This window comes from Streptomyces sp. NBC_00631 (assembly GCF_045206895.1).
Taxonomy (GTDB): Bacteria; Actinomycetota; Actinomycetes; order Streptomycetales; family Streptomycetaceae; genus Streptomyces.
The window spans coordinates 9,123,232-9,144,686 of the sequence record NZ_CP107734.1; the positions used below are offsets into that span (position 1 = coordinate 9,123,232).

17 protein-coding genes and 2 pseudogenes are annotated in these 21,455 nt (G+C 71.9%); 17 read left to right on the forward strand and 2 right to left on the reverse strand.

Annotated features, from left to right (window positions below; all coding sequences use genetic code 11):
- Positions 1-7: 7 nt before the first annotated feature.
- The 3 genes and pseudogenes from OHB00_RS41535 (at position 8) to OHB00_RS41545 (ending at position 1,571) form a co-directional block, all read left to right on the forward strand.
- The gene (locus OHB00_RS41535; protein WP_406442849.1) at positions 8-769 is read left to right on the forward strand and encodes a FadR/GntR family transcriptional regulator; all 762 of its coding nucleotides are present in this window, start codon (positions 8-10) and stop codon (positions 767-769) included.
- 293 nt (positions 770-1,062) lie between these two features.
- Positions 1,063-1,347, forward strand: a pseudogene (locus OHB00_RS41540) (LacI family DNA-binding transcriptional regulator); the annotation flags it as partial.
- A 35-nt stretch (positions 1,348-1,382) separates the two neighbouring features.
- On the forward strand, positions 1,383-1,571 hold the full coding sequence (locus OHB00_RS41545; protein ID WP_406442851.1) for a hypothetical protein: 189 nt from the start codon (positions 1,383-1,385) through the stop codon (positions 1,569-1,571).
- Positions 1,572-1,629: 58 nt separating this feature from the next.
- Here OHB00_RS41545 and OHB00_RS41550 read toward each other — a convergent pair whose 3' ends face one another.
- A complete protein-coding gene (locus tag OHB00_RS41550; RefSeq protein WP_406442853.1) occupies positions 1,630-2,445 on the reverse strand; it encodes a PaaX family transcriptional regulator C-terminal domain-containing protein in 816 nt (271 codons plus the stop codon).
- 205 nt (positions 2,446-2,650) lie between these two features.
- On the opposite strand from OHB00_RS41550, the gene OHB00_RS41555 reads away from it, so the two are divergent.
- The 8 genes from OHB00_RS41555 (at position 2,651) to OHB00_RS41590 (ending at position 11,792) form a co-directional block, all read left to right on the forward strand.
- On the forward strand, positions 2,651-4,183 hold the full coding sequence (locus OHB00_RS41555) for an FAD-dependent monooxygenase (protein ID WP_406442855.1): 1,533 nt from the start codon (positions 2,651-2,653) through the stop codon (positions 4,181-4,183).
- Complete coding sequence (locus OHB00_RS41560) at positions 4,180-6,219, forward strand: acetate--CoA ligase family protein (RefSeq protein WP_406442856.1); 2,040 nt, start codon at positions 4,180-4,182, stop codon at positions 6,217-6,219. The genes OHB00_RS41555 and OHB00_RS41560 overlap by 4 nt, the downstream gene beginning before the upstream one ends.
- A gap of 11 nt (positions 6,220-6,230) precedes the next feature.
- Entirely contained in the window at positions 6,231-7,901 is a 1,671-nt protein-coding gene (locus tag OHB00_RS41565; protein ID WP_406442858.1) for a (2,3-dihydroxybenzoyl)adenylate synthase, read from the forward strand.
- Positions 7,901-8,989: a cupin domain-containing protein gene (locus OHB00_RS41570; protein ID WP_406442860.1), complete on the forward strand. Its 1,089-nt coding sequence runs from the start codon at positions 7,901-7,903 to the stop codon at positions 8,987-8,989. The genes OHB00_RS41565 and OHB00_RS41570 overlap by 1 nt, the downstream gene beginning before the upstream one ends.
- Positions 8,986-9,819: a fumarylacetoacetate hydrolase family protein gene (locus OHB00_RS41575; RefSeq protein ID WP_406442862.1), complete on the forward strand. Its 834-nt coding sequence runs from the start codon at positions 8,986-8,988 to the stop codon at positions 9,817-9,819. Before OHB00_RS41570 ends, OHB00_RS41575 begins: the two co-directional genes overlap by 4 nt.
- Complete coding sequence (locus tag OHB00_RS41580) at positions 9,816-10,529, forward strand: maleylpyruvate isomerase family mycothiol-dependent enzyme (protein ID WP_406442864.1); 714 nt, start codon at positions 9,816-9,818, stop codon at positions 10,527-10,529. The genes OHB00_RS41575 and OHB00_RS41580 overlap by 4 nt, the downstream gene beginning before the upstream one ends.
- Positions 10,530-10,579: 50 nt before the next feature.
- Complete coding sequence (locus OHB00_RS41585; RefSeq protein ID WP_406442866.1) at positions 10,580-11,329, forward strand: alpha/beta fold hydrolase; 750 nt, start codon at positions 10,580-10,582, stop codon at positions 11,327-11,329.
- Positions 11,330-11,441: 112 nt separating this feature from the next.
- Positions 11,442-11,792, forward strand: a complete 351-nt coding sequence (locus tag OHB00_RS41590; protein WP_406442867.1) for a hypothetical protein — start codon at positions 11,442-11,444, stop codon at positions 11,790-11,792.
- A 504-nt stretch (positions 11,793-12,296) separates the two neighbouring features.
- Here OHB00_RS41590 and OHB00_RS41595 read toward each other — a convergent pair.
- Positions 12,297-12,472 (reverse strand): annotated as a pseudogene (locus OHB00_RS41595) (radical SAM protein); the annotation flags it as partial.
- A gap of 192 nt (positions 12,473-12,664) precedes the next feature.
- Here OHB00_RS41595 and OHB00_RS41600 point away from each other — a divergent pair.
- The 6 genes from OHB00_RS41600 (at position 12,665) to OHB00_RS41625 (ending at position 21,455) form a co-directional block, all read left to right on the forward strand.
- A complete protein-coding gene (locus tag OHB00_RS41600; protein WP_406442869.1) occupies positions 12,665-13,108 on the forward strand; it encodes an SRPBCC family protein in 444 nt (147 codons plus the stop codon).
- Between the two features lie 155 nt (positions 13,109-13,263).
- Positions 13,264-15,654: an MFS transporter gene (locus tag OHB00_RS41605; protein WP_406442871.1), complete on the forward strand. Its 2,391-nt coding sequence runs from the start codon at positions 13,264-13,266 to the stop codon at positions 15,652-15,654.
- A 173-nt stretch (positions 15,655-15,827) separates the two neighbouring features.
- The gene (locus OHB00_RS41610; protein WP_406442872.1) at positions 15,828-18,272 is read left to right on the forward strand and encodes a SpoIIE family protein phosphatase; all 2,445 of its coding nucleotides are present in this window, start codon (positions 15,828-15,830) and stop codon (positions 18,270-18,272) included.
- Between the two features lie 151 nt (positions 18,273-18,423).
- Positions 18,424-19,149, forward strand: coding sequence for a class I SAM-dependent methyltransferase (locus OHB00_RS41615; RefSeq protein WP_406442874.1), 726 nt, complete (start codon positions 18,424-18,426; stop codon positions 19,147-19,149).
- A 175-nt stretch (positions 19,150-19,324) separates the two neighbouring features.
- Complete coding sequence (locus OHB00_RS41620) at positions 19,325-20,158, forward strand: M55 family metallopeptidase (RefSeq protein WP_406442876.1); 834 nt, start codon at positions 19,325-19,327, stop codon at positions 20,156-20,158.
- Positions 20,151-21,455 (forward strand): M20/M25/M40 family metallo-hydrolase, encoded by a 1,305-nt coding sequence (locus OHB00_RS41625; RefSeq protein ID WP_406442878.1) that lies wholly within the window; start codon positions 20,151-20,153, stop codon positions 21,453-21,455. The genes OHB00_RS41620 and OHB00_RS41625 overlap by 8 nt, the downstream gene beginning before the upstream one ends.

The following is a 21,455-nucleotide window of genomic DNA, read 5'->3' on the forward strand; positions in this document are numbered from 1 at the left end:
AGGACCCATGAAGGACACGCCCGCCGTGGCGGCAGTGATGAACGGATCGGATGAGCGACGGGACTACCGCCCCGGATACGAGCTCGTGGCGGAGCGGATCCTCGAGTTCATCGCCGAGTCGCGCCTGGTCCCCGGAGACCGGATGCCCACGGAGAACGACCTGGCCCAGCAGTTGGGCACCAGCCGGGCGGTGGTCCGGGAAGCCGTGAAGATCCTCTCGGCGCTCGGCCGGGTCCGGGCGCACAAGGGGCGCGGGCTGTTCGTCGCGGACGACGAGGGCATGCTGGTCACCAGCCGCTGGGGCGGCTTCTTCCGGCCCGTGGACCTCGATCACGTGCTCATGCTGTTCGAGTTCCGCAGGGTCCAGGAGATGGCCGCCGTCCGGCTCGCGGCCACCCGTGCCACGCCCGCCGAACTGCGCACGATCGAGGTCGCCATGCAGCAGTGCCGGCACGGGTACATCCACGGCGAGGTCGCGGTCTTCAACCAGGCCGACGACGATTTCCATGCGGCGGTGGCCGCCGCTTCGCACAACACCTTCCTCGGCAGCGCGGTGCGTGACGCCCGTCGGCTGCAACGCCAGTCCAGCGCGATCGGCATCCACGACTCCTTCGGTGACGGCACCGCGGCAGCGGTCGAGGAACACGAGGCGATCTACCGCGCCATTCGAGACGGCCGACCCGCCGAGGCCGCCGAGGCCGCCGCCGTACACCTCGACCGCACCCTGGAGGACTACCGGCGGGAAATCCAGCGGCGCCTGTTCGGCTGACCGGCAGTCAGGACTCGCAGGAGGGGGCTGTACGAGGCCGCGGTACGGCCCCACTATGTCGCGGCCGCAGTACGGCCTGCCGGTGCTGGTTGGCGCTGCAGTAAGAACGTCTTGGGCATGCCCTGACCTGGTCGGAAAGGCTCGACTGCGAGGTTGCGTGCTCTCTGACCGGCATCCGCACCGGGTTACGAATTTGGGTCAGATGCTTGACTTCCGTCTTCTGACTGCGTAGGCATGACAGCGCAGTCAGAGGGTCCCGGGGCCACCAGCGGTCACGAGCATCCGGAGTCACCATGAGGCGAGGCGCAGGGCGGGGCGGGAGTTCCGCTGCCCCGCGCAGTGTGGATGTCGCCCGGCTGGCCGGCCTCTCGCAGAAGACGGTTTCCCGGGTCTACAACGACGAGCCGTACGTCTCGGCCGCGGTACGCCGCCGCGTCCTGGAAGCCGGCGAGGAGCTCGGCTACCGCATGAACAACGCCGCCCGCGCCCTGTCCTCCGGGCGCACCCGCTCCATCGGTGTGGTGACGCTGGGAACCGCTCTGTACGGACCCGCCTCCCTGATCATGTCCCGAAGGCGGACGAGCTGGTCATCGACGCGAAGAACGTCGGCGCCGTGACCATCGACCCGAAGCCGGCCAAGGTCGACTGCACGGCCAAGCTGCGGGTGACGAGCGACGGCCCGGTGAAGGTCACGCTCACCGGGTGCGGTGCGGTGCGGTGCGGTGCGGTGCGGTGCGGTGCGGCACGGGAGTTCGAGGCCGGGACGACCGTCCTGGACCTGGTGGACCTGCCGCTGCTGTAGCGCGCACATGCTTGGGGCCCGCCGCCGCGTGACACGGTGGCGGGCCCCAAGCATGTCGTCAGGTGCGGCCGGCTGGGCGCCCGTCCGCCACCTCGTCGTAGAACCGCTCGGCGGCGGGCCCGAGGAGTTCGTGAGCCTCCAGGAACATCTCGTGCGCCTCGTGGCCCACCCAGCCCGCCGGGAGGAGTTCGGTCGGCAGGTCGGGGTCGCGGAAGGGGAACTTGCGGTAGTCGTAGGTGAGTTTCATGCGCTCGACCAGCGCTTCCTCGGGGCTGAGGTGCCCGCCCCGGTACGACGGCATCCGGACGCGGTAGGTGCGCAGCAGCTCCCGATAGTCCTCGTTGAGCGCGTCCAGGTCCCAGCACCGCGCAGCCATCGCGCGGTCGACCGGCAGCCCGGACGACTCGCAGCGCAGGGTGTCAAGGCGTACGGCCGGCTCGTCGGCGAACTTCTCGCGCACCTGCCGGATCCGGTCGTGCGGCGCGACGTACGTGGAGGGGGCGAGCGGGCCGAAGCCCAGCCAGGCCAGCTCCTTGCGGATGCGGTCGCGCACTCCGCGCTCGGTCTCCGGCACCGAGTAGATGACCATGTGCCAGTGCCGGTCCCACTCGCCCGGCGCCCGGTCGAAGATGCGCGAGCGGCCCTCGTCCAGCACCTGGAGGCTGCGCGTGTTCAGCGCGTACAGCGTCTCCCTGCCCTCGCGCCGGACGTCGAACCAGCCTTCCTTGCGCAGCCGCGCCAGCACCACCCGCACGGTGCTGTCGCCCACGCCGAAGCTCCCCATCAGCGTGCTGAGGGTGCGTAGCCGGGCGGCGCCGCCGCGGTAGCGGACGTAGTCGCCGAAGAGGTCGAAGACGATGGAACGAGGCTTCACGGAACCGACTATGTCACACGGACGGTCGTGCAGAAGATGCGCTGTCTGGATCTGGCTGATTCTGATTTCTGCCTTACCCGCAGGTGAGCGAGTGGTGGGGGGTAGTGCTCTTCATGTTTCAAACCATTGACGCCCGTATGTGGAGTGACACATACTGCTGGTGGGCGTGAGCCCGTCGCTTGTTCTCGACGTGGAGGCAGGAGCCATGGTTTCTCGGATCGCTTGCGTGGGAGGCGGCCCCGGTGGGCTGTTCTTCGCGGCGCTCATCAAGCAGGCCGATCCGTCGGTCGAGGTGACGGTCTTCGAGCGGAACCGGGCGGAGGACACCTTCGGCTTCGGCGTGGTGTTCTCGGACGCGACCCTGGCCGCCATCCACGCGGCCGACCCGGTCCTGCGTACTGGTCTGGCGGAGCACGGCCGGCACTGGGACGACATCGAGGTCCGGCTGAAGGGGCAGCGCCTCCACTGCGGCGGCAACGGCATGGCCGCCATCACCCGCAAGACCCTGCTCCAACTGCTGCACCGGCGGGCCGAGGAGGTCGGGGTCGAGCTGCGCTTCAGCACCGAGATCCCGGCGGACCCCGCCGAGCTCGCGGACTACGACCTGATCGTGGCCGCCGACGGCGCGAACTCCCGCTTCCGCGACCGGTTCGCGGATGTGCTCGTCCCGGAGGCCGAGGTCGCGACCGCCAAGTTCATCTGGTTCGGGACCAGTTACCTCTTCGACGGGCTCACCTTCGTGCACGAGCAGGGCCCGCACGGCACCTTCGCCGTGCACGGCTACCCGATCAGCGACGAGGTCAGCACCTTCATCGTGGAGACCGACGAGGAGTCCTGGCGGCGGGCGGGCCTCGACGAGTTCGACACCGCGCAGCCGCCCGGCCCGAGCGACGAGAAGAGCAAGCAGTACCTGGAGAAGCTGTTCGCCGAGCAGATCGACGGTCACGAACTGCTGGTCAACAACTCGCGCTGGGGCAACTTCCGTACCCGGCGCACCCGGCGCTGGCACAGCGGCTATGTCGTCCTGCTCGGCGACGCCGCGCACACCGCGCACTTCTCCGTCGGCTCCGGCACCAAGATGGCCCTGGAGGACGCCATCGCGCTCGCCGACAGCCTGATCGCGCACCCGGACGACCTGCCGACCGCACTGGAGGCGTACGAGGCGGCGCGGCAGCCCTCGGTGGCGAAGATCCAGGGCTCCGCGCGGCCGAGCCTGTCCTGGTGGGAGCACTTCGGGCGCTACCACGACGCGTTCGAGCCGACCCGGTTCGCCTTCCACTTCATCTCGCGCAGCATCGGCAAGGAACGGATCGCGCGCCGTGATCCGGCGTTCGTGGCGCGCGTGGAGGACGACTGGCGGGCGGGGCACGAGGGGCTGGCGCCCCTGGACACGCCGCTGACGGTCGGTGGGCGGAGCTTCGCCGGGCGTCGCCTGAGGGCGCAGGAGATCGAGGGCCTGCGAAAGGCCGGGGGCTGCCGGTGGCTCACCGCGCCGGACGCGGAGGCGGGCCTGGCCGAGGTGTACGGCCGCCTGGCCGACGAGGTGCCCGCGGAACTGGTCGCCGTCCATGGCGGAACCCCGCTCACCCGGTCACTGGTCGCGGAGCAGGCCCGGCTGGTGCACGGAGTGCCCGCGCTGATCGTGGAGGACGGCATGGACGACGACCGCGCCGAGACACTCCTGTTGTCGGGGCGGGCCGACCTGGTGGGCTCTACGAACCTGGAGGCCGGCGCATGACCACTGACCTGACCCCACTCTTCGCTCCCGAGGGCGTCGTCGTGATCGGCGCCTCGCGGCAGGCCGGCAAGCTCGGCGCCGCCATGGCCCGTTCCCTGGCCGCCTTCCCCGGCGCGCGAGCCCTCGTCAACGCACGCCGCCCCGACCCCGACGCGGGCGTGTACGCCTCGGTCGCCGAAGCCGCCGCGCACACCGCTGCAAGGCTCGACCTGGCCGTGCTGTGCGTGCCGGCCTCCGGCTGCGCGGACGCGCTGGCCGAGGCGGCCGCCTCGGGCTGCCGTGCGGCGCTGGTCTGCGCCGGCGGCTTCGGCGAGGCGGGCCCGGAGGGCGAGCGGTACGCCGACGCCCTGCGCCGGGTCGCAGCGGAGACCGGGATCCGGCTGCTCGGCCCCAACACCTCCGGCTACTTCGCGCCCCACCTGGGGCTGACGGCCAGTTTCGTCCCCGCGGCGGGGCAGCTGCCGGCCGGGGAGATCGCGGTGGTCGCGGCCAGCGGCGGCGTCAACCACGCGCTCGCCTTCGACCTGGCCGACGCGGGCAACGGGATCAGCCTCGGCGTGGGCATCGGAGCGGGCCTCGACGTCACCTCCGCGGACGTCCTGGAGCACCTCGCGGGAGACGGTCGTACGACAGCTGTGGCCCTGCATGTGGAGACGGTGCCCGACGGACCGCGCCTGGTGGCCGCCGTACGCCGGGTCGCCGCCGTCAAGCCCGTCGTGGCGCTGGTGGTCGGCCGCAGCGACGTCGGTGACTTCGCCCGGTCGCACACCGGCGCGCTGGCCACCGGCTGGCGTACGACGCGAGCCGCGCTGCGGCAGGCCGGGGCGGTGGTCGTGGACGACGAACGGGAGCTGGTGGACGCGCTCACCGCGCTCTCCCGCGTGCGGCTCCGCCCGAACCAGGACCCGGGGCTCGGTATCGTGACCGCCCAGGCGGGTCCGGGTCTCCTGCTGGCGGACCGGGCGGGCGCCGACGGCGTACGCACGCCGATACTCGCCGAGTCCACGCAGGAGATCCTGGGCGGGCTTCTGCCCCCGCTGACCTACCAGCGCAATCCGGTCGACACCGGCCGGCCCGGCGAGACCTTCGCCCGTGTGCTGGGCGCGACGGCTGCCGACCCGGCAGTGGACCTGCTCGCCGTCTACGCCCTCGCCGAGCCCGACAGCGTGGACGTGGCGTCCGCCGCCCAGGACGCCGGCCTCGGCGCGGACTTCCCGGCCGTGGTGGTCGTCGGCGGCCTCCACGAGGACGTCGCCGAGCAGCGGGCGCGGCTGCACAAGGCGGGCATCCCGGCGCTCACGGGGCCTTCCTCCGCCGCCAACGCTGTACGGGCGCTGGTGACGCATGCCCGGCAGGGAGCCTTGTCGGTCCCCGAGGGGGAGCTTCGCGCGGGCCACCGAGTGCCCGGAGGTCCCCTCGACGAGGATGCCGCCAAGACCTTCCTGGCCGACCTCGGGATCCGCACCCCCGACCGGGTCGCCTGCCGTGACCGTGCCGAGGCGCACCACGCGCTGCGCGTGCTGGGCGGGCCGGTGGCGGTGAAGGTCCTCGACGCCGGGATTCTGCACAAGACGGAGATCGGCGGGGTGCACCTCGGTGTCCGCACCCCCGCGGAGCTCGACGCGGCGCTGGACGCCATCGGTTCCGACCGCCGCTACCTCGTCGAGTCGATGGCCCCGTCCGGCGTCGACCTCGTCCTCGGGGCGCGGCGGGACCCGGTCTTCGGGCCGGTCGTGCTGGCCGGGCTGGGCGGCACGGCTGCCGAGGCGCTCGCCGACGTGGCGATCCGGCTCGCCCCGCTGTCCGAGGCCGAGGCCGCGGCCATGCCGGACGAGCTGGCCGCCCGTGCGCTGCTCGACGGCTGGCGCGGCGGGCCGGTGCTCGACCGCGCCGAGTTCGGCCGGGTCGCCGCCACGCTCGCCGCCGCCCTGGCCGCCAGCCCGGACACCGCCGAGATCGAGATCAACCCGCTGCGCCTCACCGCCGACGGCCTGATCGCGCTCGACGCTGTGATCGTCGATCGACCCCACCGGTAAGGAGAACGACCATGCCCAGGCCCACCAGCAACGGCGCTGTGCCCTGGCCCGCGGAGTACGCCGAGCGCTACACGGCGAAGGGCTACTGGGAGGGCCACGCCATCGGTGACCGGCTCCTGGCCGTCGCCGACGCGAACCCCGAGGCGGTCGCGGTCTTCGACGGCACCCAACGGCTGACACATCGGCAGCTCGCCGAGCGGGCGGACGCCGCCGCGCTGCGGCTGGCCGCGCTGGGCCTCGGCCCGGACGACCGGCTCGTGGTGCAACTGCCCAACTCCGCCGAGTCCGTGATCCTGACGTACGCCTGCCTGCGGCTCGGTGTGATCCCGGTGATGGCCCTGCCCGGCCACCGCACGCACGAGATCGGCCATCTCGTCGAGCACAGCGAGGCGGTGGCGATCGCGGTGCCGGACTTCCTGAAGGACCACGACCACCAGGCCATGGCGGCCCAGATCGCGGAGCGTTCCGAGACCCTGCGGCACCTCCTCGTCCTCGGCGACAAGATCGGCGACGGGGGCGTCGACCTGCGGGAGCTGTGCGCCGCGCCCGGCACACCAAAGGACCGGGCCGCCGTGGACGCGTACCGGCCCGACAGCCGCTCCATCGCCGTCTTCCTGCTCTCCGGCGGCACCACCGGACTGCCCAAGCTCATCGCCCGCACCCACGACGACTACGTCTACAATGCCCGCCGCAGCGCCGAGGTCTGCGACTTCGGCCCCGACACGGTCTACTTCGCGGCCCTGCCCCTCGCGCACAACTTCCCGCTCGCCTGCCCGGGCCTGCTCGGCACGCTGCTGGTCGGCGGACGCGTGGTCCTGGGCTCGCCCAGCCCGGAGAAGGCCTTCGCGCTGATCGAGCGCGAGGGCGTCACCGCGACCGCCGTGGTCCCGGCCATCGCCCAGCGCTGGCTGGAGTACCGAGAGGACCACCTGGAAGCGGACCTGAGTTCGCTGCGCGTCCTCCAGGTCGGCGGCTCGCGCCTGGCCGACCACGTCGCCCGCCGCGTCCGCCCGGAGCTCGGCTGCACCCTCCAGCAGGTGTTCGGGATGGCCGAGGGCCTCCTCAACTACACCCGCCTGGACGACTCCGAGGACATCATCTGCACGACCCAGGGCCGCCCCATGTGCGAGGACGACGAACTCCTCGTCGTCGACGAACTGGGCAACCCGGTCCCGGAAGGAACCCCGGGCGTGCTGCTCACCCGCGGCCCCTACACCCCGCGCGGCTACTACCGCGCCGAGGAGCAGAACGCCCGCGCCTTCACCGAGGACGGCTGGTACCGCACCGGCGACATCGTGCGCCTGCTGCCTGACCGCAACCTCGTCGTCGAGGGCCGCGACAAGGACATGATCATCCGGGGCGGGGAGAACATCTCCGCCGAGGAGATCGAGAACTTCGCCTACCAGACCCCGGGCGTGGCCCGCGCCGCCGCCGTGGCGATGCCCGACGCCGACCTCGGCGAGCGCATCTGCCTCTACGTCGTCCCCGAACCCGGCCGAACGGTGACCCTCGCCGACGTCCACCAGGTCATGGAGCACGCCGGCACCGCGCGCTTCAAGCTCCCCGACCGGCTGGTCACGGTCCCGGAACTCACCGCCACCAAGGTCGGGAAGATCGACAAGAAGTCACTGCGCGCCGACATCGCACGCCGCCTCGAAGCCGAAGCCGAAGGAGACGCCTGATGACCACCGACACCGTCATAGCCCCTCAGGAGACCGACCCCGAACTCCGCAAGCTGTACGACGGCTTCGCCGCGGCCGGGCTCATCCCGCTGTGGACCGAGATCGGCGACCTGATGCCGCTCACCCCGCAGCCGGAAGCGGTACCGCACATCTGGCCGTGGGACACGCTGCTGCCGCTGGCTCGCCGCTCCGGCGATCTGGTGCCGGTCGGGCGGGGCGGTGAGCGGCGGGCGATCGCGCTCGCCAACCCGGGTCTGCCCGGTCGGCCGTACGCAACTCCCAATCTCTGGGCGGCGATTCAGTACCTTGGCCCCCGCGAGGTCGCCCCCGCGCACCGGCACTCGCAGGGCGCTTTCCGGTTCGTCCTGGAGGGCGAGGGCGTGTGGACGGTCGTCAACGGCGACGCCGTCGAGATGCGCCCCGGTGACCTGCTGCTCACCCCGTCCATGCACTGGCACGGCCACCACCACGTCGGCGACGCGCCGATGGTCTGGCTGGACGGCCTCGACATCCCGCTCGTGCACCGACTCGACGCCGGGTTCTTCGAGTTCGGCGAGGACGGGGTATCGGACCGGTCGACCCCGTCGCGCTCGCGTTCGGAGCGGCTGTGGGGTCACCCGGGGCTGCGGCCGATCGCGGCCGGGGACACCCCCCATTCCCCGCTGATGGCCTACCGCTGGGCGGACACCGACGACGCGCTCACCGCCCAGCTGGAGCTGGCGGACGAGGGCCTGCCCGGTGTCATCGAGCCTGGTCACGCCGGCATCCGCTTCACCAACCCCGCCACCGGCCGCGACGCCCTCGCCAGCCTGCGCACCGAGATGCACCGGCTGCGCCCGGGTGCGGCGACGGCCGCCCGCCGGACCGTGGGTTCGTCGGTCTGGCAGGTGTTCCGCGGCAGCGGCACCGTCACGCTCGACGACCGGGTCACCGAGGTCACCCAGGGAGACCTGATCGCCGTGCCGTCCTGGTGCGAGCTGACCATCGCGGCAGCCGGCAGCGGCCTCGACCTCTTCACCTTCAACGACGCGCCGCTCTACGAGGCGCTCAACCTGGCCCGTACCGAGACCCGGAGTTCCGCCTCATGAAGCTCGCCACCATCCGCACCGCCGACGGCACCGCCGCCGTCCGTATCGACGGCGAGAAGGCCGTGGAGACCGGCGCCCCCGATGTCGCCGCCCTGCTGCGCCGCCCCGACTGGCGCACGCACGCGGCCGCCGCCGACGGCCCGGCCCACGACACCGCGGCCCTCGACCTCGCCCCGGTCGTCACCACCCCGGCCAAGATCTTCTGTGTGGGCCACAACTACCGCACCCACATAGCGGAGATGGGCCGCGAGATGCCGTCGTACCCGGCCCTGTTCGGCAAGTTCGCCAACGTCCTGCTCGGCGCCCGCGACGACATCGTCCACCCGGGCGAGACGGAGCAGCTGGACTGGGAGGCCGAACTCGGCTTCGTCGTCGGCTCCCGGCTGCGCCGCCGGGCCACACGGGAGGAGGCGGCGGCCGCGATCGCCGGCTACACCGTCGTCAACGACATCTCCATGCGGGACTGGCAGTGGCGCACCCCGCAGTGGCTGCAGGGCAAGGCCTGGGAGGCCAGCACCCCGGCCGGGCCCTGGCTGGTCACCGGCGACGAGATCGACGACGCGGCCGACCTGGAGATCCGCCTCGAGGTGGACGGCGAGGTCATGCAGCGCTCGCGCACCTCCGACCTGCTCTTCACGCCGGCCGACATCGCCGCCTACCTCAGCACGTTCACGACACTGGAGCCGGGCGACCTCGTGCTCACCGGTACGCCGGGAGGGGTCGGTGCGGCCCGTGATCCGAAGGTGTTCCTGAAGCCCGGCCAGGTCGTACGGACAGTGGTCGAGGGCGTCGGCGAGTGCGTGAACACGATCGTCGAGGAGAAGCCGTGATCCCTGTGGGGACCCTTCTCGGCTGGGCCGAGGAGGGCCAACGGCGCCTGGAGGACGCGGTCGACGTACTGCCCGCCCCCGCCGTCGCCGAGCCCTCGGCCCTGCCCGGCTGGACCCGCGGCCACCTCCTCACCCACCTGGCCCGCAACGCCGACGCCCTGGTCAACCTGCTGACCTGGGCCGCGACCGACGTCCGTACACCCATGTACGACTCGCCGGACCAGCGGGGAGCCGATATCGAGGCGGGCGCCGGCCGTGCGCTCGCCGAGCAGCGGGCCGATCTGCGTGCGTCCGGCGAACAATTCGCCAAGGCCGCCCGGATGCTGTCCGACGACGCCTGGCAGGCCACGGTCACCAGCGGCCAGGGCCGCGAGATCCAGGCCTCCGAGGTGCCCTGGCTGCGGGTCCGCGAGGTCTGGCTCCACCTGGTCGACCTCGACGTGGGCGTCGGCATGGAGGCGCTGCCTCCCGAACTGGCCTGGGCCCTGGTCGAGGACGTCGCCGGGTGGATGACGTCCCGGGTGGGCGCCGACACCGGTGCCGAACTGTCGGCGGACGGCGGTCACGGCACCGTCGTACTCGGCTCCGCCACACCCCGTACGACGGTCTCCGGACCGCCGTACGCCCTCGCCGCCTGGCTCACCGGCCGGAGCGGCACCGACGACCTGCGCGGCACGGGCGAGTTCCCGAAGCTCCCGCGCTGGCTCTGACCCCGATCAGGGCTGACCGATCAGCTGTGACCCGATCAAAGGAGATCGACATGAGCGAGACCCGAGAGACCGGCGAGACCTTCGTCCTGGTGACCGGAGCCTGCCACGGCGGTTGGGCGTGGCGCCCCGTCGCGAACGAGCTGCGAGCCGCCGGACACCAGGTGTACACCCCGACCCTGGCCGGACTGGGCGAGGACGACGACCCGCGCGACGTGACCCTCACCGACTGTGTGAACAGCCTCGTGGACTACGTCGAGCGCGCCGGCCTCAACGACGTGACGCTGGTCGGCCACAGCTGGGGCGGCTACGTGCTGACGGGCGCCGCGCCTCGGCTCGCGTCCCGCCTCAGCCGGCTCGTCTTCTGGAGCGCGTTCGTGCCGAACGATGGCGAGTCGCTGATCGACGCGTGCCCGCCGCACTACGGCGAGATGTTCCGTGCCGTGGCGGCCGCCTCCGGCAACAACGGGGTGACGTTCCCGTTCGAGGTGTTCCAGCAGGCGTTCATGCAGGACGCGGACGAGGAGACGCAGCGGATCGTCCACTCCGTGCTGGTCCCGCAGCCGCTCGGCACGTTCACCGAGAAGCCGGACACGAGCGCGTTCTACGCCCTCGACATCCCCACCGCCTACGTCCTGTCGGAGGACGACATCTCCCTGCCCGGCGAGTGGCACTGGGCCGAGCGCTTCCCCCAGCGACTGAAGAACCCGCTGATGATCGAGACCCCCGGCAGCCACGAGGCCCTCTTCACCCGCCCAGCCGAACTCGCCGACGCCTTCGTCCGGGCCTGCGCCGCCCGCTGAACACTGCCGCAAACACTGCCGTAACGGCTGCCAGGTCGTCAGTTGCGCGCCCTACGACCCCGAATCGAAGGGCGGCGCGGAGGCCACGGTCCGCATCGCGAAGGCCGACCTGGTGCCCACCAGCGCGAATCTGCTGCCCGTCTACGACTCCTTCGCCGAACTCGCCGATGCCTGTCGTAAATGGTGCGAGCAGGTGAACTCCCGCCGTCATCGGGCGACCGGGCAGATACCCGCCGACCGCCTGGACATCGAACGCACCACCCTGCACGTTCTGCCCGTCGAGCCGCTCGCGCTCGCCCTGGGCGAGGAACGCCTCGTCGGCTCCGACCGCACCATCAGCTTCAACGCGGTGCGCCACTCGACCCCGCCGGGCTATACCGGCGCGAGAGTGCGGTGCCGGGTCATCGGCGAGGAACTGTCCATCACCGCCTGCACCAACTCCGGTGACCTCTCCGATATCTGACGCCATCAGCTCTCCACCCCGGGGGTTCTTCACGTGGGTGTGGCCAAGAGCTACCTGTCTAAAGACGGCCTGTGCTGACCTGAGCGCACACAGGGAAACGCCCCGGCGAGCGCCAGGGAAGTCACAGGGGTCGTCTGGGCCTCGCAGGGCGATCGTCCGCGGGCTGGTTCCGCGTGGCCTGTACGGGCCGGTGCAGGACTACCTCGAGGGCGTCTTGGGCGTCTGACGCGTTCCTGAAGTGTGGCTGCTGCCGGTGCGCCGGTTACTGGCGCTTCGCTGTGCGGTCGCGCAGCAGCAGCCACTGACTCGCGTCGGCGCCGTCTGAGCGTGCAGCCGGTCCGTGCAGCAGCACGGCGTAAGCCGTCCTCTCCGCCTTGCTCGGGGCGGCATACTGGCCTGGCGCCTCCGGGGTCGGGAATGACCTCGTCATGCCTTTCCAGGCCTTGTCCGCGTTCGGAGTGTTGAGCATCGGCCCTCCCGGGCTCAATAGGGTCATGCAGTGAAGTACGAGCACGCGTGCGTGCAGCCCCGGTACGGGTTCACCGTCCATTCGAACGGCATCCGCGAGGCCCCCGGAACTCAGGCGTGTCGAAGGTCCGGGTCGTGACCGCGTCCGCGCCGAACAGCGCGGCCCCGGCCCGGCCGTGTCCGGCCTCCTCGGTGAGGTTCTCCCAGCGCATGACGCCTCCTCGGTAGCACTGCCCACAGAATAGAACATCTGTTCCCATGATCGTGCGAACGATCTGTGGAGACCGCGCGGACGACGTTTCCGACCGCGTTTCCGATCGCTTACGGCACCCCGATTTGGGTGGCCGGGCGCCGGGGTGGTTGGCTTGGCGCAACCCCGAGAACTCAGGTGCTGGAGGAAAGCGATGGCGCAGGTCGAGGCGACTACGGAGCGGGTCGTCGGCGCGGATGCGGAGACGGTGTTCGACGCGCTCGCCGACTACAGCGGCACGCGCGCGAAGCTGCTGACCGAGCACTTCAGCGAGTACGAGGTGCGCGAGGGCGGCGACGGCGAGGGCAGCCTCGTCCACTGGAAGCTCCAGGCCACCAGCAAGCGGGTCCGGGACTGCCTCCTGGAGGTCAGTGAGCCCACCGACGGCGAGCTGGTCGAGAAGGACCGCAACTCCTCCATGGTCACCACCTGGCGGGTCACCCCGGCCGGCGAGGGCAGGGCCAGGGTCGTCGTGCACACCACCTGGCAGGGCGCCGGCGGCATCGGCGGCTTCTTCGAGAAGACCTTCGCGCCCAAGGGCCTCGGCCGGATCTACGACGCCGTGCTCGACAAGCTCGCCGCCGAGGTCGAGAAGTAACCTCCCGGGAAACCGGGCCTGTTGGCTCCTCACCGGTTCGAGTGGATCTCCGGGCCGACCGGACTCGTGCCGTAACTCGTCGCGCTTGCTCGCAGTTGTCGCCCTACGGGACATAAGGCGGCACATGTGCGCAGGCGCGACGAGGGGAGCGGTACGTGGGCGGAACGACGCTGGTGCAGTACGAGGAACCGGTCGCGGCGCCTTCGGACGCCCCCGTGCCGGAACCCGTCCCGGCGCCCGGACTCGGGCCGCGCCGCACCTGGTTGGTGTTCTGCGGGCTGATGCTCGCCCTGCTCCTCGCCGCGCTGGACCAGATGATCGTGTCCACCGCGCTGCCGAGGATCGTCGGCGAGCTGCACGGCCTGGACCGGATGTCCTGGGCGATCACCGCCTATCTGCTCACCGCCACCGTCGGCCTCCCCGTCTACGGCAAGCTCGGCGACCTCATCGGCCGCAAGGGCGTCTTCCAGTTCGCGATCCTCGTCTTCACCGTCGGCTCCGCGCTGGCCGGACGGGCGCAGAGCATGGACCAGCTGATCGCCTGCCGCGCCGTCCAGGGCATCGGCGCGGGCGGGCTGATGATCGGGGTGCAGGCGATCATCGCCGACATCGTGCCGCCCCGGCGGCGCGGCCGTTTCATGGGCCTGATCGGCGCCGCCTTCGGCCTCGCCTCGGTCGCCGGACCGCTGCTCGGCGGCTACTTCACCGACCACCTCTCCTGGCGCTGGTGCTTCTACGTCAACGTCCCCTTCGGGCTGGTCACCCTGGCCGTCATCACCGTCGTGCTGAAACTGCCCAAGCCCCGGCCCCGCGCCCGTTTCGACGTGCTGGGCGCCCTGTTGCTCGCCGCCGCCTCCACCTGCCTGGTACTGCTGACCAGTTGGGGCGGAACGGAGTACGAGTGGGGCTCGCACGTCATCCTCGGGCTCGGCGCGGGGGCGGTGGCCGCCACCGGACTGTTCCTCGTCGTCGAGCACCACGCGGTCGAACCCCTCATCCCGCCACGGCTGTTCCGGGACTCCGTCTTCAACGTCACCGGCCTGGTCGGTCTGGTCGTCGGGGTGGCCCTGTTCGGCGCCGCCAGCTACCTGCCGACCTTCCTGCAGATGGTCGACGGCGCCTCGGCGACCGAGTCAGGCCTGCTGATGCTGCCCATGATGGGCGGCATCGTCGGCGCGTCGGTCGTCGCGGGACAGCTCATCAGTCACACCGGGCGCTACCGGGTCCACCCGGTGCTCGGCGGAGCGCTGTCCGTCGTCGGCATGTGGCTGCTGTCCCGCCTCGAAGCCGGCACCCCGCGCTGGCAGTACAGCATCTGGATGGCCGTCCTCGGCGCCGGGATCGGCCTGGTGATGCCGGTGCTGGTCCTCGCCGTGCAGAACTCCGTACGGCCCGCCGACCTCGGCACCGCCACCAGCGCCAGCAACTACTTCCGGCAGATCGGCGGCAGCGTCGGTGCCGCCGTCTTCGGCACCCTCTTCGCCGACCGGCTCACCGACGCCCTGCACAGACGTCTCCCCGCCCACGCCGGCGCCCGCCTGCCCGACCCCGAGTCCCTCACCCCGCAGCTGGTCCACACGCTGCCTCCGCCCCTGCGTGACGCCTACATCCGCGCCTACGCCGACGCCATGCCCCGGATCTTCCTCTACCTGGTCCCGGTGCTCGTCCTCGGCCTGGTCGTCGCCTGCTTCCTCAAGGAGAAACCGCTGGTGTCCCATCCCACCGCCGAAACGGAGACCGAAGCCGTGAACGCCCCGATCCCGCAGGCCCGGTCGCGGTACACCGGCGCCGGGATCCCCGTCTGCGGCACGGTGCAGCACCCCGACGGGACCGCGGTGCCGCGCGCCGCGCTCACCCTCATCGACGCCGTCGGCCGGCAGATCGGCCGGGGCGCCAGTGGCGAGGACGGCCGGTACGCCCTGGCCACGCCCGGCTCGGGGGCGTATGTCCTGATCGCCGCCGCCGGCGGCCACCAGCCGCAGGCCGTCACCGTGACGGTCGGCGAGCGGCCCGTCGAGCTGGACGTCGTCCTCGGCGGCGCCGGGCGGCTCGCGGGCAGCGTGCTCACCGCCGACGGCACACCGGTACGGGACGCCACGGTCACCCTCACCAACGTGCACGGCGAGGTCGTCGCCGGCGTCCGCAGCGGCCGTGAGGGCGGCTATGTGATCACCGAGCTGGTGGCCGGCGAGTACACCCTCGCCGCCAGCGCCCCCGCCTTCCGCCCGGCCGCCCTCCCGGTGACCGTCCAGGCCTCCCGGGAGACCCGGCAGAACGTCGAACTCGCGGGCGGGGCCGTGCTGAAGGGGACCGTACGGGCCGGCGGCGGAAGGCCCGTGGAGGACGCCCGGGTGACTCTGCTCGACGCCGCCGGGAACGTCGTGGACACCCTCACCACCGGCGCCGACGGAACGTTCCGGTTCGTGGACCTGTCCTCCGGCGAGTACACCGTCATCGCCGCCGGTTACCCGCCGGTCGCCACGGTCCTCCAGGTCGCGGGCGGCGGCCGCACCGAACGCGATCTCCAGCTCGGCCACGAGGACTGAAGAGGACCGGACCGGGAGCGGGTGCGCACCGCACCGGGGCGCGGACCTGCGCGCCGGCGCGGTCCGGTGAAACAAATTCCAGGATTGCCACACATCGCGACCGGCGGCCACCGTACGGTAGTGGCGGGCGGCACAGATCTTTTGCGGAGCCGTGGGGAGAGAGGGCCTGGGCCATGGACCATGGCAGCGAGCGGGACACATATCCCAGCCTCGGTGCTGGGGACGGCACGGCGGGCCGCATCCCCCTGGCCGTGGTCGTCGTCGACCGCGAGGGCCGGGTCTCGCACTGGAGCACCGGCGCCCGGCGGCTGTTCGGCGCCGCCAAGGAGGACGCGATCGGCCGCTCCGTCCTCGACCTGCTGCCCGTCTCCGGCGCGTTCCCCGACGACGAGATCACCCCGTACGGCGCCTACGCGGCGTACGACGGCCTCGGCCCCGACCTGGAGTCCTCCCTCGACGGGCGGCTGAACTTCCCGGCCGCGGGCCGCGCCCGGCTCACCGTGCCCGACCGCGACCGCGCCGATGTGCTCTGGTGGGCCTACCCGCTGGTCGGGCCGGGCAACGAGCGGCTGCTGGTGCTCGCCGCGGACGCCGAGCGGCTGCGCCGGGCCGAGCGGGACGAGGGCATCGCCGTCGAGCGCATCGCGCCCGGCTTCGCCCTGCACACCGACTTCCCCGGCGCGGAGCAGCTCGCCCGCCGGCTGCCCGAGATCCTGCCCAGCATGAGCGTCGACGAGAGCGCCCGGATCGTCGCCCAGGTCCTCGAACTCGGCTACCCCATCCTGGAGTTCAGCCAGAACGACCGGGTGCCCGTCACCCCCGACTGGGGCGTCGCCCGGCGCACCGAGCGCATCGCCCGCCGGGAGCGCGCCGCCCGGGCGGCCGCCCAGGGGCTGCCGGTGCCCGCCGAACTCGCCGACGACGAGGGCGAGGACCTGGAGTACGCGGCCGTCCGCGAACGCCTCGAATTCCTCAACGAGGTCAGCGGGAAGATCGGCACCTCGCTCGACCTGTCCCGCACCATCATCGAGGTCAGCAGAGCCGTCGTACCCCGCTTCACCGATGTCGCCGGCACCTATCTGCGCGAACAGGTCGTCGCCGGCGAGGAGTTCCCGGACGGCGTGCCCGACACCACCACCATGTGGCACCGGGTCGCCCTGGAGCACACCGACGAACCCGGCCGCTGGGACGACGTGGTCCCCGTCGGCGAGGCCATGCCGTTCCCGGCGCACACCCCGTTCTTCCAGTGCATGACCACCGGCGAACCGGTCCTGGTGCCGCGGATCAGTGAGGAGATGGGCCACGCCATCGCCTCCCAGTTCGAGAAGCGGGACATCCGGCCGCTGATCACCGGCCGCTCGATGCTGGTCGTCCCGCTCAAGGCGCGCACGGTCGTGCTCGGTTTCATGATCCTGCTGCGCCACCCCGAGCGCGAGATGTTCAACGACATGGACCGGGTCACCGGTGCCGAACTCGCCGCCCGCGCCGGGCTCGTGCTCGACAACGCGCGCATGTACACCTACCAGGAGAGCGTCGCCGAGACCCTCCAGGACAGCATGCTGCCGCACATCCCGCCGCGCATGGCGGGCTGCGACATCGCCACCCGCTATCTGCCGGGCACCCTGCTCGGCCGCGTCGGCGGCGACTGGTTCGACTCGGTGAAGCTCCCCGGCGCCCGCACCGCCCTGGTCGTCGGCGACGTGATGGGCCACGGCCTCAACTCGGCCGCGATGATGGGCCAGTTGCGGACCGCCGTGCAGACGATGGCGGCCATGGACCTGCCGCCCGCCCAACTCCTGCGCAACCTCGACGACCTGGCACAACGCCTCGGCGACAGCTATCTCGCCACCTGCCTCTACGCCGTCTACGACCCGATCGAGAGTGAACTGCATCTCGCCAACGCCGGGCACATCCCACCGGTTCTGGTGCGGGCGGTCGACGGGCGCAGCGAACTCCTCGACCTGCCCACCGGGGCGCCCATCGGCGTCGGCGGGGTCGCCTTCCAGTCGCTGCGGGTGCGCGTCGACCCCGGCGACCGGCTGGTCATGTGCACCGACGGACTGGTCGAGATGCGCGGCGAGGACATCGGTGTCGGCCTCGCCACCCTCTGTGAGTCCGCCGCCCACCCGGCCGCCTCCATGGACGACGCCTGCGACACCATCATCCGCGCCCTCAACACCCGCGGCGGCCGCAAGGACGACGTCGCCCTGCTGATGGCCCGCCTCAACGGCATCGAGCCGGAGGACGTCGCCGAATGGCGGCTCGCCCTGGACCCGGCCGAGGTGCGCCGCGCCCGCGCCGTGGTTCGCGAGCAGCTCCACGACTGGGGCCTGGCCCGGCTCGCCGACCCCGCCGAACTGATGGTCAGCGAACTCGTCACCAACGCAGTGCGGCACTCCCACGGCCGCCCGGTCCAGCTCCGGCTGATCCGCGGCGAGACCCTGCTCTGCGAGGTCGACGACGACGACCACACCCTGCCCACCCTGCTCAGCGCCGAACCCGGCGACGAGGCGGGACGCGGACTGCGGGTGGTCTCGACCCTCGCCCGGGAGTGGGGCACCAGCCGTACGGCCGCCGGGAAGACCGTCTGGTTCGAACTCACCGCACGGCGCCGCTGACCCGAGCTCCGAAGATCCAGGGGGCGCACGTCTGCCGAACGGGGCGTGAAGGTACGCGCCAGGCGCTTGTGGCCGAAACCAGCGCAGGGTAAACCGTACTGGCCCGTCACTCACGGCGGGTCATACGCGGCCGCGTCCTGGGGAGTTGGGCATGAGCGTGACGAGTGGGTACCGGAGTGCCTGGGAGGGCTTCTGGCGTGAGGCGCCCGACGAGCCGGGGGCGGTGTTCTGGGACGCCGACCCGGCCGTGACCGCGGCTGTCCACGTCCCGCTCTTCGAACCCCACCTGACCGATCCCGGCCTGCCCCTGGTCGACCTCGGCTGCGGCAACGGCACCCAGACCCGCTTCCTCGCCGAACGCTTTCCGCAGGTCCTGGGCGCCGACATCTCCGAGGCCGCCCTGGACCACGCCCGGCACGCCGACCCTGCCGGGCAGGCCGGCTACCGGCTCCTCGACGCGGCAGAGAAGAGCGAGGTCGAGGCGCTGCACGCGGAGCTCGGCGACGCCAACGTCTACATGCGGGGCGTCCTGCACCAGTGCGAGCCCGACGACCGGCAGCCGGTGATCGACGCGATCGCCACGCTCGTGGGCAGCCGTGGCCGGGTCTTCCTCGTCGAGCTCTCCGAGGCCGCCCGCCCTGTCCTCGGCGGCCTAGCCCAGAGCCCGTCGGGACCGCCGCCCAAGCTCGCGCCGATCTTCCGGCACGGCATCGCCCCCGGCGAGGTCGCCGACGCCGCGGTCCCCGAGTACCTGCGCAGCGCGGGCCTCACGGTTCTGGCGAGCGGCGAACTACCCCTGACCACCGTCGAGTTCACCGCCGACGGGGAAAGGATCGTGCTGCCCTCGAAGTGGCTGCTGGCCGGGCGGCCGAGCTGACCGGCGGTCGAGGGGCAAGGGCGACTGAGCCGGACGTCTGATGTCCTGGCCGGCGGTCTCGCCGTCACAGGTGTCGGCATCCTCGTCCTGACGCTGTCGACGTCGGCCGCTTCGCCGGACGCCGATGACTCGGCCTCGTAGGAAGTTCTCCCCCCGACGCGTAACGTGAAGCGGTATGAAGATCCTCATCAGCGCCGACATGGAGGGCGCCACCGGGGTGACCTGGCCCGGCGACGTGCTGCCGGGCACGCCGCAGTGGGAGCGGTGCCGGCCGATGTTCACCTCCGACGTCAACGCCGCCGTCCTCGGCTTCCACGACGGCGGCGCCGACGAGGTCCTCATCAACGAGGCCCACTGGAGCATGCGCAACCTGCTCCTGGAGCAGCTCGACGACCGCGCCGAGATGCTGACCGGCCGCCACAAGTCGCTCTCCATGGTCGAGGGCGTCCAGCACGGCGACGTCGACGGTGTCGCCTTCGTCGGCTACCACACCGGCGCCGGCATGGAGGGCGTCCTCGCCCACACCTACCTCGCCAACTCCATCACCGGCGTCTGGCTGAACGACGTCCGCGCCAGTGAGGGTCTGCTCAACGCGCACGTCGTCGCCGAGTACGGCGTCCCCGTCGTCCTCGTCACCGGCGACGACCTGGCCTGCGAGGACGCCCTCGGCTACGCGCCCGAGGCGCTCAAGGTCGCCGTCAAGGACCACGTGTCGAGGTATGCGGCCGTCTGCCGGACGCCCGCGCGGACCGCCGCCGACATCCGCGCCGCAGCCAAGGAGGCGGCCCGGCTCGCGGTACGGCACGAGCCCGTGACCGGTGGGCCGTTCACCATCGCCCTGGAGTTCGACGCCGAGCACCTCGCCCTGGCCGCCACCGTCGTCCCCGGCGTGGACCGGGTCGGCGAGCGGAAGGTGGCGTACACCGAAGGCAGCATGTACGACGGCATCCGTACCTTCAAGGCGGTCACCACGATCGTCTCCGCCGCGGTGGAGGAGCAGTATGGCTGACCAGCAGGCACTGGACGAGGTCGTCCGGTTCACCTCCGAGCTGATCCGGATCGACACCAGCAACTTCGGCGGCGGCGACTGCCGGGAGCGGCCCGCCGCCGAGTACGCGGCCGAGCGGCTCGCCGGAGCGGGTCTGGAGCCGATCCTGCTCGAACGGACCGCGGGGCGCACCAACGTCGTCGCCCGCATCGAGGGGACGGACGCGACCGCGGACGCGCTCCTGGTCCACGGCCACCTCGACGTCGTACCCGCCCAGGCCGCCGACTGGAGCGTCGACCCGTTCGCCGGGGAGATCCGCGACGGCATCGTGTGGGGGCGGGGTGCCGTCGACATGAAGAACATGGACGCGATGATCCTCGCGGTGGTGCGGGGCTGGGCCCGGGAGGGGGTGCGGCCGCGTCGGGACATCGTCGTCGCCTTCACCGCCGACGAGGAGGCCAGCGCCGAGGACGGTTCCGGGTTCCTCGCCGACCACCACCCCGAGCTGTTCGAGGGCTGCACCGAGGGCGTCGGCGAGTCGGGCGCCTTCACCTTCCACGACGGCACCGGCCGGCACCTCTACCCCGTCGCCGCCGGTGAGCGCGGCACGGCCTGGCTCAAGCTCACCGCGCGCGGCCGGGCCGGACACGGCTCCAAGGTCAACAAGGAGAACGCGGTCACCCGCCTCGCCGCCGCCGTCACCCGCATCGGCGAACACCAGTGGCCGCTCCGGCTCACTCCCACGGTCAGCGCCGCCCTGACCGAACTCGCCGTCCTCTACGGCATCGAACCCGACCTCACCCAGGTCGACGTCCTCCTCGACAAGCTCGGCCCGGCCGCCAGGCTGGTCGAGGCCACCGTCCGCAACAGCGCCAACCCGACCATGCTGAACGCCGGTTACAAGATCAACGTCATTCCCGGCGAGGCCGTCGCCTTCGTCGACGGACGTTATCTGTACGGCACCGAGGACGAGTTCCGCGCCACCCTCGACCACCTCACCGGCCCCGACGTCGACTGGGAGTTCCACCACCGCGAGGTCGCCCTCCAGGCACCGCTGGACTCGCCGACGTACGCCCGGATGCGTGCCGCCGTCGAGGAGTTCGCCCCCGACGGGCACGTGGTGCCGTACTGCATGTCGGGCGGCACCGACGCCAAGCAGTTCTCCCGGCTCGGCATCACCGGCTACGGTTTCGCCCCGCTCAAGCTCCCGGAGGACCTGGACTACCAGGCCCTGTTCCACGGCGTCGACGAACGCGTCCCCGTCGAGGCCCTGCACTTCGGCGTCCAGGTCCTGGACCGCTTCCTGCGCACGGCATAG